This window comes from Tepidibacter thalassicus DSM 15285 (assembly GCF_900129915.1).
Lineage (GTDB): Bacteria > Bacillota > Clostridia > Peptostreptococcales > Peptostreptococcaceae > Tepidibacter > Tepidibacter thalassicus.
In genome coordinates this window covers 347290-362981 of record NZ_FQXH01000005.1, presented here as the reverse complement: position 1 = coordinate 362981, position 15692 = coordinate 347290, and the positions used below count along the sequence as shown (strand labels likewise).

Annotated in this window: 19 protein-coding genes; 18 read left to right on the top strand and 1 reads right to left on the bottom strand. The window is 27.3% G+C overall.

Features of this window, described 5'->3' with window-relative positions; translation table 11 throughout:
• Positions 1 to 331: 331 nt before the first annotated feature.
• The 7 genes from BUA19_RS01910 (at position 332) to BUA19_RS01880 (ending at position 5812) form a co-directional block, all read left to right on the top strand.
• Positions 332 to 538 (top strand): DUF1657 domain-containing protein, encoded by a 207-nt coding sequence (locus BUA19_RS01910; RefSeq protein ID WP_072723180.1) that lies wholly within the window; start codon positions 332 to 334, stop codon positions 536 to 538.
• Between the two features lie 9 nt (positions 539 to 547).
• Positions 548 to 1408 (top strand): DUF421 domain-containing protein, encoded by an 861-nt coding sequence (locus tag BUA19_RS01905; RefSeq protein ID WP_072723179.1) that lies wholly within the window; start codon positions 548 to 550, stop codon positions 1406 to 1408.
• Positions 1409 to 1418: 10 nt separating this feature from the next.
• Positions 1419 to 1898: a stage V sporulation protein AC gene (gene spoVAC, locus BUA19_RS01900; protein WP_072723178.1), complete on the top strand. Its 480-nt coding sequence runs from the start codon at positions 1419 to 1421 to the stop codon at positions 1896 to 1898.
• Positions 1899 to 2903: a stage V sporulation protein AD gene (gene spoVAD, locus BUA19_RS01895; RefSeq protein WP_072723177.1), complete on the top strand. Its 1005-nt coding sequence runs from the start codon at positions 1899 to 1901 to the stop codon at positions 2901 to 2903.
• 14 nt (positions 2904 to 2917) lie between these two features.
• Positions 2918 to 3271: a stage V sporulation protein AE gene (spoVAE, locus tag BUA19_RS01890; RefSeq protein ID WP_072723176.1), complete on the top strand. Its 354-nt coding sequence runs from the start codon at positions 2918 to 2920 to the stop codon at positions 3269 to 3271.
• A 92-nt stretch (positions 3272 to 3363) separates the two neighbouring features.
• The gene (locus tag BUA19_RS01885) at positions 3364 to 3573 is read left to right on the top strand and encodes a DUF1657 domain-containing protein (protein WP_072723175.1); all 210 of its coding nucleotides are present in this window, start codon (positions 3364 to 3366) and stop codon (positions 3571 to 3573) included.
• A 154-nt stretch (positions 3574 to 3727) separates the two neighbouring features.
• Positions 3728 to 5812, top strand: coding sequence for a methyl-accepting chemotaxis protein (locus BUA19_RS01880; protein ID WP_072723174.1), 2085 nt, complete (start codon positions 3728 to 3730; stop codon positions 5810 to 5812).
• Between the two features lie 35 nt (positions 5813 to 5847).
• Here the strand turns inward: BUA19_RS01880 and BUA19_RS11620 are convergent, their stop codons facing one another.
• On the bottom strand, positions 5848 to 5997 hold the full coding sequence (locus tag BUA19_RS11620) for a hypothetical protein (RefSeq protein ID WP_178137414.1): 150 nt from the start codon (positions 5995 to 5997) through the stop codon (positions 5848 to 5850).
• Between the two features lie 189 nt (positions 5998 to 6186).
• Between BUA19_RS11620 and BUA19_RS01875 the strand changes: the two genes are divergently transcribed.
• The 11 genes from BUA19_RS01875 (at position 6187) to rpoD (ending at position 15677) form a co-directional block, all read left to right on the top strand.
• Positions 6187 to 6765, top strand: coding sequence for an anthranilate synthase component II (locus BUA19_RS01875; RefSeq protein ID WP_072723173.1), 579 nt, complete (start codon positions 6187 to 6189; stop codon positions 6763 to 6765).
• A 1-nt stretch (position 6766) separates the two neighbouring features.
• On the top strand, positions 6767 to 8116 hold the full coding sequence (gene pabB / locus BUA19_RS01870) for an aminodeoxychorismate synthase component I (RefSeq protein ID WP_072723172.1): 1350 nt from the start codon (positions 6767 to 6769) through the stop codon (positions 8114 to 8116).
• The gene (locus BUA19_RS01865; RefSeq protein ID WP_072723171.1) at positions 8106 to 8861 is read left to right on the top strand and encodes an aminotransferase class IV; all 756 of its coding nucleotides are present in this window, start codon (positions 8106 to 8108) and stop codon (positions 8859 to 8861) included. Before pabB ends, BUA19_RS01865 begins: the two co-directional genes overlap by 11 nt.
• Complete coding sequence (locus BUA19_RS01860; protein WP_072723170.1) at positions 8851 to 9537, top strand: nucleotidyltransferase domain-containing protein; 687 nt, start codon at positions 8851 to 8853, stop codon at positions 9535 to 9537. Before BUA19_RS01865 ends, BUA19_RS01860 begins: the two co-directional genes overlap by 11 nt.
• Positions 9538 to 9552: 15 nt before the next feature.
• Positions 9553 to 10116 (top strand): GTP cyclohydrolase I FolE, encoded by a 564-nt coding sequence (gene folE / locus BUA19_RS01855; protein WP_330388977.1) that lies wholly within the window; start codon positions 9553 to 9555, stop codon positions 10114 to 10116.
• A 10-nt stretch (positions 10117 to 10126) separates the two neighbouring features.
• Positions 10127 to 10918 (top strand): dihydropteroate synthase, encoded by a 792-nt coding sequence (gene folP, locus BUA19_RS01850; RefSeq protein ID WP_072723168.1) that lies wholly within the window; start codon positions 10127 to 10129, stop codon positions 10916 to 10918.
• Between the two features lie 9 nt (positions 10919 to 10927).
• Positions 10928 to 11293 carry a dihydroneopterin aldolase gene (folB, locus tag BUA19_RS01845; RefSeq protein WP_072723167.1) on the top strand — a complete coding sequence of 122 codons (366 nt, stop codon included), beginning with the start codon at positions 10928 to 10930 and terminating at the stop codon, positions 11291 to 11293.
• On the top strand, positions 11286 to 11771 hold the full coding sequence (gene folK, locus BUA19_RS01840) for a 2-amino-4-hydroxy-6-hydroxymethyldihydropteridine diphosphokinase (protein WP_072723166.1): 486 nt from the start codon (positions 11286 to 11288) through the stop codon (positions 11769 to 11771). Before folB ends, folK begins: the two co-directional genes overlap by 8 nt.
• Entirely contained in the window at positions 11764 to 12549 is a 786-nt protein-coding gene (gene aroF, locus BUA19_RS01835; protein ID WP_072723165.1) for a 3-deoxy-7-phosphoheptulonate synthase, read from the top strand. Before folK ends, aroF begins: the two co-directional genes overlap by 8 nt.
• Before the next feature lie 196 nt (positions 12550 to 12745).
• Complete coding sequence (gene dnaG, locus BUA19_RS01830) at positions 12746 to 14542, top strand: DNA primase (protein ID WP_072723164.1); 1797 nt, start codon at positions 12746 to 12748, stop codon at positions 14540 to 14542.
• A gap of 16 nt (positions 14543 to 14558) precedes the next feature.
• The gene (gene rpoD, locus BUA19_RS01825; RefSeq protein WP_072723163.1) at positions 14559 to 15677 is read left to right on the top strand and encodes an RNA polymerase sigma factor RpoD; all 1119 of its coding nucleotides are present in this window, start codon (positions 14559 to 14561) and stop codon (positions 15675 to 15677) included.
• Positions 15678 to 15692 lie beyond the last annotated feature (15 nt).

Genomic DNA, 15692 nt, shown 5'->3' with positions numbered 1-15692 from the left:
CTATCTCTTTCTATATCTGCTATTTGTTCTTTTGTAGGATATATTTGAATTTTTTTGCATAATATAATACTATTTTCATTTTTCTTCTTGAATCCCATTTTCTAAATCACCTTTATTTCTTTATTTTTCTGAAAATTTTTCTATTGAATACATTAACATTACCTCATTTTATTTTTATTATGTATAGACTGTAAAAAAAAATGTATATTTTTTTAAAAATAATTAAATGGAAATAATTTTATAAATTTAAATATCTATATTGTGAATGAATATATGAAATTATTGTAAAAATAAGTATAAAAAATAATTTTGAAATTGGAGTGAAATAATAATGACAGTTGGTGCTAAAATGAAGCAAACTTTAGCTAATTTAAAAGGAGTTCAAAGTACTTTGAGATTATATTCAATACAAACTCAAGATAAAAAAGCAAAAGAAGCTTATCAAGAAGCGATGGAAATAACTAGTGAGGTTATTTGTGATTTAGAACAGAGAATAAAAGTTGTAGAATTTGAAGAACCACAATATAAAGGTTATTAAGGTGATAATATGAGTGCTTGGATTGAAATATTGTTAAGGTCAATATTTATATTCTTTATAACTTTAATTTTAATTAGAACTATGGGAAAAAGACAGTTATCTAAAATTACACCATTTAATTTTATAAGTTATATTGTAATTGGCATTTTAGTAGCTTTAATTTCAGTGAATGTAATTAAAAATATAGTATTTGGATTTATTGCTTTAGGGGTATGGGTTTTATTTTCTATATTGATTGATTATTTGTGTTTGAAAAGTAAATTAATTCATGATTTGATATATGGAAAAGAAACTATTTTGGTTAAAAACGGTAAAATTATGGAAGAAAATTTAAATCAAGTAAAATTTACAGGGGAAGAACTTTTAAGAGAGCTTAGATCAAAAAATGTTTTTAATTTAATGGATGTTGAATTTGCTGTAATGGAATCAACTGGAGAAGTTAATGTTATGCTAAAATCAGATAAAAAACCTATTACATCACATGATTTAGGAAAACAAGTATCACCGCAGAGTGAGCCACAAACAGTAATTTTAGATGGAAATATAATTGATGAATCATTGAATAATATAGGATTAAATAGAGAATGGTTATTTTCTCAACTAGAAGGAATGGGAATATCTTTAGATAATGTGTTTATTGGACAGGTAAATTCTTCTGGAGATTTATATGTAGATCTTTTTGATGATAGTATACAAATTCCCAAGTCTCAAGTTAAAGAATTAATTTATGCAAATCTTGAAAAAGTTCAATCTGATCTTATGAATTTTGCATTAGAAACAGAAAATGAAAATGCTAAATACATGTATTCGAATAATTCAGACAAAATTCAAAGGGTTATAAAAAAATTAGAACCTTATTTATTACGCTAGAGGTGATTGTATGTCAAGTAAAAAAAAGAAAAAATTAACTCCTATTCAACAAGAATATCAGAATTTTGCAAAATCTAGAGAACCAAAAAGGAAAGTATTGAGAAATTGTTTTAGGGCATTTATAGTTGGGGGGATTATTTGTACTATAGGACAAGGGCTTCAGTGGTTTTTTATTAATTATTTTGATTTTACAGAAAAAACAGCAGGAAATCCAGCAACAGCAGTATTAATTATTATTTCTGTTTTATTAACTTGTTTTGGAGTTTATGATCATATTGCTCAGTGGGCAGGAGCTGGAACTATAGTGCCTGTTACAGGATTTGCCAATACAATGGCTTCAGCAGCTTTAGAACATCGTAGTGAAGGATATGTTTTAGGTGTAGGTGGTAATATGTTTAAATTATCGGGTTCAGTAATTGTTTATGGAGTTTTTTCAGCTTTTGTAGTTGCTCTTATTAAAATTACTATTAAATGGTTAGGTGGGATGTAAATGCAAAAAGGCCATCAATCGTGGATATTTGAGTCAAAACCAGTTATAATTTCATCAGCTGTTGTTGGAGGTCCTTTTGAAGCTAAAGGTAATTTGGCTAATGATTTTGATATTCTACATGAAGATATTTGGCTTGGTCAAGATAGCTTTGAAAAAGCAGAAAAAAAATTATTAGAACAAGCCTGTGAAAAAGCGATTGAAAAGAGTGGATTAAAAAAGGAAGATATTCAATTTTTTATAAGTGGAGATTTAATGAATCAGATTATATCTAGTAGTTTCACTGCTCGTACTCTTGGATGTCCATATTTAGGTATTTTTGGTGCATGTTCTAGTTCGATGGAAGGATTAGCATTAGCTAGTTTGTTAGTTGATAGTAAATTTGCTAAATACGTATTAGCTGGTGCATCAAGTCATAATGCAGCAGCTGAAAAGCAATTTAGGTATCCGACTGAGTATGGATCTCAAAAACCTCCTACAGCTCAATGGACTGTAACAGGAGCTGGAGCAGTTTTGCTTTCGCAAAAAGGAGAAGGGCCATGTGTTACATCAGCCACTATTGGGAGAGTAGTAGATATGGGCATTTCTGATCCTTTTAATATGGGAGCTGCCATGGCTCCTGCTGCAGTTGATACGATTGAAGCTCATTTTAGGGATTTAAATATTGATCTAAATTATTACGATGTTATTGCTACTGGAGATTTAGGTCAAGTTGGACATAGAATTGCAAAAGATTTATTGATTAAACATGGATTAAATATTAAACCTGAAATATTAACTGATTGTGGGATAATGATATACAAAGATGATCAACCTGTAATGGCAGGCGGTAGTGGATGCGGTTGTTCTGCCACAGTAACTTATGGACATTTTTTAAATCGTATGAGAAAAAAAGAATTGAAAAGGATATTAATTGTTGCAACAGGTGCTTTGATGTCACCTATTTCATATCAACAAAAAGAAAGTATACCTTGTATAGCTCATGCAGTATCAATAGAAATGCCTTGAAAGGAGGATTAATATTGGATAAATTTATTTGGGCTTTTTTGATAGGAGGAGCGATATGTGTTGTTGGACAAATTATGATAGATATATTTAGGTTTACTCCTGCTCATACAACGACTACATTGGTAGTACTTGGAGCGATACTTGGAGGATTAGGATTGTATGAACCGTTAATAAAATTTGCTGGAGCAGGAGCTTCTGTTCCGATAACTAGTTTTGGTAATGCACTTGTTAAAGGTGCATTAGCAGAAGCTAAGCAAACAGGGATAATTGGAGTATTAACAGGAATATTTGAAGTCACTAGTGCTGGTATTTCTGCTGCACTGATTTTTTCGTTTATGGCATCTTTAATATTCAAACCTAAAGGATAAATATTCTATTACTGTTTATCAATTATAAAAATATATTTAATGAAGTAGGTAATAATATTTATGAAGAAAAATATAAAAGGAGGCTTTTAAAAATGAGTACAATAAATAAATTAGAACAAGCATTAGCAGGAGCTAAAGGTTTGGCAGCGCAATTAAAAACTTTTTCTCTAGATACTGATGATAAAAATGCAAAACAGATGTTTACTCAATTATCTACAACTGCTGAAAACATAGTACAACAACTTCAGGCTAGAGTTGATTATGTAAAAAGTGAAGAACCTCAATATACACAACAACAGTAAAATTAAAAAAAATCACATTTCTTATCAAGGAAATGTGATTTTTTTAATGCACAAATTTGAAGGAAATTAATAATATATAGTGAAAACAGTATAAAACATTTTGTTACAATTTACAACAATATAAACCTCAAAGTAAATGAAAGGAGGTAAATATTTGAAAGGTAGTATTAAAAATAAAATGGTTATATATATTATAGCTTGTATTTTAATATCTACAATAACGATAGGAAGTATAGTAATATTCAATAGTATAAATATTGTTAAAAGTGAAGTGCAAGAAAAACTATTATCGATAACACAAGATTATGCAAATCAATTTGAGTTAACGCTTGAAAATGTAGAACGATCGGTTGATTATTTAGGATCTGGTCTACTGGCTAAATTTGATTTGCAAAAGTTAAAAACAAATTCCAATTATATACAAGAATATACAAAAGATATAGAATCATTAGTTAAGCAATTTGCAAAAGATACTAAAGGAGCCATGGGAGCTTATATAGTTTTAAATCCTGAAATAGCAGGGGAAAGTAAAGGGGTATGGTATGCAGATGTAAATGGGAATGGACAATTAATAAAACAAACAATAACAAATATAAATGAATTTTCACCGAATGATAATGAACATGTAGGATGGTATTATAAACCAATAAAAGCAGGAAAAGGAATATGGCTTGATCCTTATATGGATAAAAATATAAATTTATTTATGATTTCGTATGTAAAGCCTATATATGTTGATAAAATTTTAGTAGGTGTAGTAGGAATGGATATAGATTTTAATTATATTAGTCAAATAATAAAATCAATTGAAATTTATAAAACTGGATATGCAGTTTTATTTGATAAAAATTATAATTTTTTGATACACCCTAATTTAACACGAAATGATAATTTGAAAAATGTAGATAATGGAAAATTAAAAAATATAGTAGATATTATGAAAAATAATAGTAAAGGTATATGTGAATATAAGTATTTGGGTAAAGATAAAATGTTATCGTATATGAAAATATCTGATAAATATACACTTGCACTTACTGTATTTAAATCTGAAGTTTTTGAGAGAATTGATAAAATGATAATTTTAATGATATCTGTTACGTTAGTAGCTTTAATAGTATTTACAATAATATCTTTACTTGTAGGGAATAAAATTTCAAGACCTATTATGATATTAACAGATATTATAGATGCAACTTCAAATCTTGATTTGACATATGATAATAATTCATATGAAGTGATCTTGGATAATAAAGATGAAATAGGAATAATGGCAAAATTAACATTGAATATGAGAGATGAATTAAGAAAAATAATAAAAAGTATACAAAAAAATTCAAATCAAATAGATGATAAGTCGATAATTTTTTTAAATATAATGAATGAAATTTCATCGGCAATAGAAGGTATTGCAAAAGCTACAGATGAATTAGCACAAGGAGCGAATGAACAAGCTAGAAGTGCTGAAGAAGGAGTTTTAAAACTTAATAATCTTGCTGAAAAAATAGATAATACTGTTGAAAATTCTCTAATTGTAAAAGAAAATAATAATAAAATAATGGAGGTTAATAAAAAAGGAATAAATTCTATAATTGAATTGGAAAAAGCATTTAAAGAAAATAGAGACATTATACGACAAATAGGATTTAAAATTAATTCTTTGGAAAAAAAATCAGGTTCTATAAGTAAAATAATAACAATTATAACATCAATAGCAGATCAAACAAATTTATTAGCTTTAAATGCAGCAATTGAAGCTGCAAGAGCTGGAGAAGCAGGACGAGGGTTCGCTGTTGTAGCAGATGAAATACGAAAATTGGCTTATGAAGTTACTTTGAATGCAAAAGAGATAGGAAATATAATAAATGATATTCAAGAAGGCATTATTAGTACAAAATTAGACATGGATGGTGCAGAAAAAATTGTACAAAAGACTGAAAGAGAGTTGATTAATACAAGTAATAGTTTTGATGATATAGATAAAGCTGTTAATTATATGGTTGAAAGTATTAAGATAATTGTTGAAAATATTGAGAATGTAAATGAATATAAAAATAATGTGATTTCTTCAATTGAAGAAATATCAGCAATTACACAAGAAACTGCTGCATCTACACAACAAGTTTCTGCATCTGTTGAAGAACAAATATCAGTAGTAGAAGAGATATCTAAAGGAGCAGGTGAATTAAAAGAAATAGCTAATGAATTGAAAAAAACTGTAGATAAATTTAAAATTTAGATAAAATAAAAGCAAGAGAAATATTTTCTAACATTTCACTTGCTTTTATTTTTTTTATATTGTGAAATTATATAACTAGGAATTCCTTGTTTATCGTATTCTTTCATTTTAGATATTGCTTCTTCTTTAGTCATAGGATTTGAAATGGACTTTATATCAGCTCGTATAATTACGTATTTATTCATAATCTCCCTCCGTTTATAATGTATTTTATAGTATTATGATTTCATGATATATATTTTTTATTCTAGCAAAAAATTTTAACAAAAAAGAGGATTTAATGTATAAGTAGAAGAATGTATATGTATGAAAAATCTTGTATATTTATATACTTTTCTGTGTGAAAGGTGTTTTTATGTAAAGGAGGTATTTATTTGATTTTAATGATAGACAATTATGATTCTTTTACTTATAATTTGGTGCAGTTTTTAGGTGAATTAGGAGAAAAAATAGTTGTAAAAAGAAATGATGAAATAACAATAAGTGAAATAGAAAAATTAAATCCAGAAATTATTGTTTTATCTCCCGGACCTTGTTCTCCAATAGAAGCAGGGATATGTATTGACGTTGTAAATTATTTCAAGGGAAAAAAACCAATACTTGGTATATGTTTAGGACATCAAACTATTGGTCATGTATTTGGAGCAAAAATTATAAAAGCATTAAGACCTGTACACGGAAAAGTACATGCAATAAAACATAAAAATAAAGGGGTGTTTAAAAATCTCAATAATCCTTTAAATGTAACGAGATATCATTCTCTTGTTATTGATAAAGATACACTTTCAGATGAATTAGAAATTACAGCTTTAACTGATGAAGGAGAAATAATGGGTATAAAACATAAAAAATATCTTATAGAAGGAGTTCAATTTCATCCAGAAGCTGTACTTACAGAACAAGGACATGATATATTGAAAAATTTTTTAAATCAGGTCAGGGGAGAGATGTAGTATGATAAGAGAAATTAATACAAATCTTAATTCTTTTGAAATATTTACTATATTTAAAGATGATGACCATAGTTTTATATTGGATAGTGCCATGGATGCAAATAAATTAAGTAGATATTCATTTATAAGTGCAAACCCTTTTAAGATATTAAAATTTAAAAACAGTAAAGAGAATCCATTAGAGGAGTTAAGAAGTGAATTAAAAAAATATAAAATAAACAATGATACTAATATTCCGTTTGTAGGAGGAGCTGTTGGATATTTATCATATGATCTTTGTCGTTATATAGAAAAAATTCCAAAAAGCGCAGTTGATGATGTAAATATACCGGATTTGTATTTTGGATTTTATAATTGGGTTATTGTAGTTGATCATTTTGAAAATAAAACGTATATAGCTTCGCCAGGTATTGATATAAATGAAGAAAATAAAATTATGGAAAATATTATAGATAGAATACAGAAATCAGAAGAAAAAGGAATAGATGCTATATGTTATGAAGAAAAGGAATTTCCTAAAGTAAAATTAAAATCTAATTTTACAAAAGAAAAATATCTTGAATCAATTGAAAAAGTGAGAAGTTATATAAAAAGTGGAGATATATATCAAGCTAATTTAACTCAAAGATTTTATGGAAAAGTTAATATGACAAGTTTTGAGCTTTATAGAGATCTTAGAAGATTTTCTCCAGCACCTTTTGGGGCATTTTTAAATTTTGATGAAGTAAATATACTTTCTAATTCTCCAGAAAGATTTATAAGAATTGTTGATAATATAATAGAAACAAGACCTATAAAAGGAACTAGACCAAGAGGAAAAACAGTACAAGAAGATATAAAATTGAAAGAGGAACTTAAAAATAGTGAAAAAGATAAAGCAGAACTTTTAATGATTGTAGATTTAGAACGAAATGACTTAGGTAAAGTTTCTAAAATTGGAAGTGTTAAAGTTTTAGAATTATTTAAAATAGAGGAATATTCTAATGTTCATCATTTAGTATCTACGATAGTAGGTGAGCTTAAAGAGGATAAAGACGTTGTAGATGTTATAAAAGCAACATTTCCTGGAGGATCTATAACAGGAGCTCCTAAAATAAGATCTATGGAAATAATTGATGAGATTGAGCCAACTCAAAGAAATGTATATACTGGTTCTATTGGTTATATTGGATTTGATGGTAATTTAGATTTAAATATAGCTATTAGAAGTATTGTAAAAAAAGATGATAATATATATTTTCAAGTGGGAGGAGGAATAACTTGGGATTCAAATCCCGAAGAAGAATATGAAGAAACTATTCATAAAGCTAAATCTATAATGAAAGCTATAAGGGGTTATTATGAAGAATAGTGCGTCTTTTAAAAGTGATCTTACAAAGTTTGGAATAGGAGTGTTTGAAACTATAAAAATTTGTAGAGGGAATGCTATTTTTTTGGACAAGCATTTAGATAGAATGTATAATTCTATAAAAGAACTCAATATATCTTTTGCTGTATCAAAAGATATATTGAAAAAAGAAATAATTAATTATATAAATGATATAGAATATAAAGCTTTAAGAGTAACAGCATTTGATGAAGGATATAATTTTTCTTTAAGAGATATACCTTATATTGATGAAGATTATGAAAGAGGATATAATCTTAAAATATCTCCTATAAGAAGGGGAAAAAGTTTAATATACAAGCATAAAACTTCTAATTATTTTGAAAATATTTATTCTAAAAAATATGCTTTAAATAAAGGATATGATGAAGCTTTATTTGTGAATTTGGATAATAAAGTATTAGAAGGTTCTATGACTAATATATTTTTTATAAAAGGTGAAAAAGTATATACACCTAGATGTGATTTATATATTCTTTCTGGAATAATGAGAAATGAAGTTATATGTATTTTAAATAAATTAGGAATAACTGTACTGGAAAAAGAGATTGACTTAGGGGAAATTGATAAATTTGAATTTTGTTTTATTACAAATAGTTTAATAGATTTAATGAAAGTTAACTCGATTGAATATATAAATTATAAAAAAGAAAATGAGTTATTTAATTTGATAGACCTTCAATTAAAGGAGATGTATAATGGATATTAAAGAAACATTTGAAAAACAAATATCTACATTGAAAGAAGATAATAATAATGTTTCAATAATAGTAGTTGGTTCAAATAAAAATTTAGATTTTGATAAAAAAATAAATGATATTGATCTGTTTGTAATTACGAAAGAAGGACAAAGACAAATAAGAGAAATAAAGTTTGTAAAGGGTATTGAATTTGATATAAATTATTTTTCTATAGACTTATCAAATAAATTTATAGAAAATAAAAAACAATTTTTTATAGAGGGAATGAGTAAAGGGAATTTAATTTATGATAGTAATGACATAGGGAAAAAATATATGGAAAGTGCTAAAATACAATATGAAAAAGGTCCAAAAAAAATATCTTTAGAAGAACTTAATAGTTTAAAGTTTGTGCTTTTTGACAATATAAAGAGAATAGAAACTTTAAAAGGTGATAATTGGCAAGAAATAGAATTTTTATCTAATTTATATTTAAGAGATATAATAAGAGCGTATTTTGTAATAAATAAAAAATGGATTCCTAAAGATAAAAAGTTATTTAAGGTATTAAGTGAAACTGATAATAATTTATATCAAATGGTTCAAAAATTATACATAAATTACGATACAGATATTCTCAAAGAGATGATTAATTATATATTTAAAGATATAAAAATAGATGAAAAAATAAAAATAATATATTAAAGGGAGTTGGGAAAAATGGATAAAGAAAAAATAAAAAAAGCAGTAAGAGATATATTAGAAGCAATAGGAGAAGATCCGGATAGAGAAGGACTTATAGATACTCCTGATAGAATAGCTAGAATGTATGAAGAAATATATGGTGGCATTAATGAAGATCCTAAAAAACATCTTGAAATATTTTTTCAAGATGAAAAGCATGAAGAATTAGTGTTGGTTAAAGATATACCTTTTTATTCTATTTGTGAACATCACTTGGTTCCGTTTTTTGGGAAAGCTCATGTTGCTTATATACCAAAAGGAGGAAAATTAACAGGGCTTTCAAAACTTGCAAGAGTTGTAGAAACAGTAGCGAGAAGACCACAACTTCAAGAAAGAATAACAAAGATAGTAGCTGATGCATTAGTAGATGTTCTAAATCCTTATGGTGTTATTGTTGTTGTTGAAGCTGAACATATGTGTATGACAATGAGAGGTGTTAAAAAGCCAGGATCTAAAACTATTACATCAGCAGTGAGAGGTATTTTTGAGAAAGATGTGGCAGCAAGAGCTGAAGTAATGAGCTTAATTAATTGCAAATAGAGGTGATGAAATGTTTAGATTTGGGGAAAGAACATATATAATGGGAATACTTAATGTAACTCCTGATAGTTTTTCTGATGGGGGAGAATTTACGAATGTTGATATAGCTATAAATCATGCAAAAGAAATGATAAAAAATGGTGCTGATATTATAGACATAGGAGGAGAGTCTACAAGACCTGGTTCAATTGAAATTAATGCTGAGGAGGAATTAGATAGAGTAGTTCCGGTCGTAGAAAGGTTGGTTAAAGAAATAGATGTTCCTATATCTGTTGATACATATAAGGCGTCTGTTGCAGAAAAAGTGTTAAGCCTTGGAGTACCTATTATTAATGATGTATGGGGGCTTCAAAGAGATAAAAGAATGGCAAGTGTTATTGCAAAATACGATGCTTATATAGTTATAATGCACAATCAATTAGGTACTGAATATAGTAAAGATATAATTGAGTGTATAAAAGATTTTTTTGAAAAAAGTATAAAAATAGCAAAGGAAGCTGGAATTAAAGAAGATAAAATAATATTGGATCCTGGAATTGGATTTGGTAAAACTTTTGAGCAAAACGTATATGTTATGAAGAGGTTAGGAGAGCTTAAAAGTTTTGATTATCCTATTCTTCTTGGAACATCAAGAAAATCTATGATTGGAAAAATTTTAGATTTACCGCCAAGAGAAAGAATAGAAGGAACTATTGCTACTACAGTGATGGGAATAATGCAAGGAATAGATATAGTGAGAGTTCATGATGTGAAGGAAAATTTAAGAGCAGCAAAAGTTGCTGATGTAATATATAGAAGGTAGGGAATAATAATGGACAAGATTATTTTAAATAATTTAGGTTTCTATGGATATCATGGAGTGTTTAAAGAAGAAAATGTACTTGGACAGAAATTTTTTATAGATATAGAACTTTATCTTGATTTAAAAAAGGCGGGGCAAACTGATGATGTTAGCAAATCAGTAAGTTATGCTGATGTTTATGAATTAGTAAAAAATATATGTGAAAACAAAAGGTATAATCTTTTGGAAGCATTAGCTGAGAATATATCGAAAGAAATATTCAGTAGCTTTGTTTTGGTTGAGGAAATAATGGTTAGAGTAAAAAAACCTGAAGCACCGGTTAATGCGATGTTTGATTATTTTGGAGTTGAGATAAGGAGAAAAAGAGATGAATAACGTTTATTTGAGTTTAGGTACAAATATTGGAGATAGAGAAAAGTATTTAAATGATGCTATTGATTTGATAAGTGAATTAGAGAATACCAAAATAGTTAAAATATCCAAGGTATATGAAACTAAGCCATGGGGTTATACTAATCAAGAGAACTTTTTAAATTTGTGTTTAAAAATTAATACAGGCCTTTCTCCTCATGAACTTTTAAATAAATGTCAAGAAATAGAAAAAATTCTTAAAAGAGAAAGAATTATAAGATGGGGGCCTAGAACAATAGATATTGACATTTTAATATATGATGATATAATCTGTAATGGTGAAAATTTAACTCTTCCTCATCCAAGAATACAAGAAAGGGCTTTTGTTTTAGTTCCTTTAATGGATTTGAATGAAAATTTAGTTGTGAAAAATAAGAGAGTAAAAGAATGGTTAAAATTAGTTGATGTGGAAGAAGTAAAGGAGTACATAAGGGATGAGTAAAGAGGTATTTAAAGGAAAAAACATTAAAATAGAATTAGAAAATGGTGTAGTTATTTCAAAAGATAAACTTATAATTGCTGGTCCCTGTGCAATTGAAAGCTATGATCAACTTTTTAATACTGCAAAGTTTGTAAAATCTTTAGGTGCTAATGTTTTAAGAGGTGGAGCATATAAGCCGAGAACCTCCCCTTTTTCTTTTCAAGGTTTAAAAGAAGAAGGTCTTGAAATATTAAAATCTGTCAAGAAAGAAGTGGAAATCCCTGTAATTACAGAGTTGATGGATGTTAGAGATTTAGATAGAGTATATGATGTAGCAGATATAATTCAAATTGGCTCAAGAAATATGCATAATTTTTCGCTTCTTATTGAAGTTGGAAAACAGGACAAACCTGTATTTTTGAAAAGAGGAATGTCTGCTACTATTAAAGAATGGATAAATGCTGCTGAGTATATAGCCATGGGAGGAAATACAAATATAATAATGTGTGAAAGAGGAATTAGAACTTATAATGATTATACTAGAAATACATTAGATTTAGCAGCGGTTCCTATTATAAAAAAAGAAACGGGACTTCCAGTTGTTGTTGATCCAAGTCATGGTACAGGAATTAGGGAACTTATTAGGCCCATGTCTTTAGCAGCTTTTGCGGCTGGAGCCGATGGTATTATGGTAGAGGTTCATCCTGATCCTGAAAATGCATTGTCAGATGGAGCTCAATCTCTAAATTTTGATGAATTTGAAGAACTTATTAAGAGCTTAAAAAATGGGGCTATGTAGGGCCCTCTTTATTTTTTTTAATAAATTTTAAAAATAAAGAAGGATTTTATTAAAAAAAGTCGAATTATAGTAAATTGTATTTTCAAATAATAAATTTTTACTGTTGCTTTTATATAAATTTTAAAATTTTCAGATGAAGGAAATATAATTTTTATGAAGAATTAATAATTATTACACCTAAGTAGAAGGTGATATAGTGAATGATATTCAGCATATAATAGAAGAAGTAAAACAAAGAAATGATATAGTAGATATTATATCTAGTTATATACAAGTAAAATCTGCTGGTTCAAATTATAAAGCTTTATGTCCGTTTCATTCAGAAAAAACACCATCATTTATTATAAGTCCTCAAAAGCAAATGTATAAATGTTTTGGTTGTGGAGAAGGTGGAGATGTAATAAATTTTATAATGAAAATAGAAAATTTAGATTTTATAGAAGCTTTAGAGTTTCTTGCTAATAAAGCAGGAATTGAATTTTACAAAGGAAAAATGGATGATAAAGCTAAAGAAATTATAATAAAAAAGCAGAAGTTATATAAAATTCACTTGGATTCAGCTAGGTATTTTTTTAACGCTCTTTTTCAAAATAAGAATGAAGGATATAAATATTTAATAAATAGAGGGTTGAATGATAAAACGATTAAATATTTTGGATTAGGTTATGCATATAGTAATTGGGATGATTTGACAAAGTATTTATTGTCAAAAGGGTATAAAGAAAGTGAATTGCTAGAGAGTGGTTTGGTACTTGAAAAAAAAGATAAAAGTGGATATATAGACAGATTTAGAAGTAGAATTATATTTCCTATATTTGATGTAAGGGGAAATGTAATAGGATTTGGAGGAAGAGTTTTAGGCAATTTGCTTCCAAAATATTTAAATTCTCCAGAAACCATTATATTTAATAAGAGATATAATTTATATGGATTAAATTTTGCGAAAAAATATATAGAAGATGAAACATTAATTATAGTAGAAGGGTACATGGATTTAATAGGTCTTTTTCAATTTGGAATAAAAAATGTAGTGGCGTCTTTAGGAACAGCTTTAACTAAAGAACAAGGAAAATTAATAAAGAGGTATGCAAAAAAAGTAATAATGGCTTATGATAGCGATGAAGCAGGAACTAAAGCAACTTTAAAAGGAATGAATATATTAAATGAAATTGGACTTGATGTTAAAATTTTAAGACTTGATGAAGCTAAAGATCCTGATGAGTATATAAGGAAAAAAGGTGTTGATTTATTTAAACAGCATTTAAATGAATCTGTGTCATTTGTGCAGTTTAAAATAGATATTTTAAAAAAAGATTATAATTTAAATAATGTACAGGAAAAATTAGATTTTACTAAAAAAGTATCTCAAATATTAAAACAAATAAAAAGTCCTATAGAAGTTGAGCATTATGCAAATAAAATATCTAAAGAAACAGGCATATCAGTAAATGCGATAGTTAACGAAGTTTATGGTAAATACTCTAATTTAAGGAAATTTAAAGAAAATAAAATAAAAAAAATAGAAAAAATTGAAATTGAAAAAAATGGTGTACAAATAGCAGAAAAACAACTTATAAAGATATTTTTAAGCAATAAAGATTTAAGAGATTTAATACTTTTAAAATTAAGTATAGACGATTTTATGTTAGAAGAAAGTAGAGAAATAATAAATTATATAATTAAAAGTAAAGATTTGGATATAATAACTATTGATAAATTAAAGAATATTAATATAAGTGAAGATTTTATAAATGAAATATTGAGTATAAATATAGATAACATAGATTTAAATAGCTTATTAGATGGCACGATAAAAATATTAAAAAGGAATAGCTTAAAATTGAAAATAGATAATTTGATCAGTAGACAACATAAATTGCAACAAAAAAAGATAAATGATAAAAATATAAATGCAAGTGAGGTTGATAGAGAGTTGTTGGATATTGCAATGGAAATAATTCAATTAGAAAAAGAACTTAAGGATATTTTATAAGAAAGGAGGGACAATAGTGGCTAATAAAATAACCAAAGAACAAAAACAATCGGTAAGACAGCTTATAGAAACAGGAAAGAAAAAAGGATCATTAACTTATAGTGAAATAATGGAAGTTTTAGGTGAAATTCAATTAGATAAGGATCAAGTTGAAAATTTATATGAAACATTGGGTCAAATGGGAATTGAAGTTGTTGAAGAAAAAAACAAGCAAAATAATATAGATTTATCTAAAGAAGATGATGATTCTATAGAAGATGATGAGTTTGATTTTGAAAATTTAGATTTATCTTTACCTAAAGGAATAAGCATAGATGACCCTGTTAGGATGTATTTAAAAGAAATTGGAAAAATCCCTCTTCTTTCAGCACAAGAAGAAATTGAACTTGCTAAAAGAATGGAAGAAGGGGATGAAATAGCTAAGAAAAGACTTGTAGAAGCTAATCTTAGGTTAGTTGTAAGTATAGCTAAAAGGTATGTAGGAAGAGGAATGCTTTTTTTAGATTTAATACAAGAAGGTAATTTAGGTCTTATAAAAGCTGTGGAGAAATTTGATTATAGTAAAGGGTATAAGTTTAGTACTTATGCTACATGGTGGATAAGACAGGCTATAACTCGTGCTATAGCAGATCAAGCGAGAACTATAAGAATACCTGTTCATATGGTTGAAACAATAAATAAGCTTATAAGAGTTTCAAGACAGCTTCTTCAAGAGCTGGGAAGAGAACCAAAACCTGAAGAGATTGCTAAAGAAATGGATATGCCTGAAGAAAAAATAAGAGAGATATTGAAAATAGCTCAGGAGCCAGTATCACTTGAAACTCCTATTGGAGAAGAAGAAGATAGTCATTTAGGAGATTTTATACCAGATGAAGATGCTCCAGCACCAGCAGAAGCTGCAGCTTATTCTCTGTTAAAAGAACAAATAGAAGAAGTTTTAGGTTCTTTAAATGAAAGAGAACAAAAAGTATTAAAATTAAGGTTTGGTCTTGAAGATGGTAGAGCAAGAACACTTGAAGAAGTAGGAAGAGAGTTTGATGTAACTCGTGAAAGAATTAGACAAATAGAAGCAAAAGCTTTAAGAAAATTGAGACATCCAAGTAGATCTAAGAAATTAAAAGATTATTTAGATTAAAAAATTCGCCTTTTA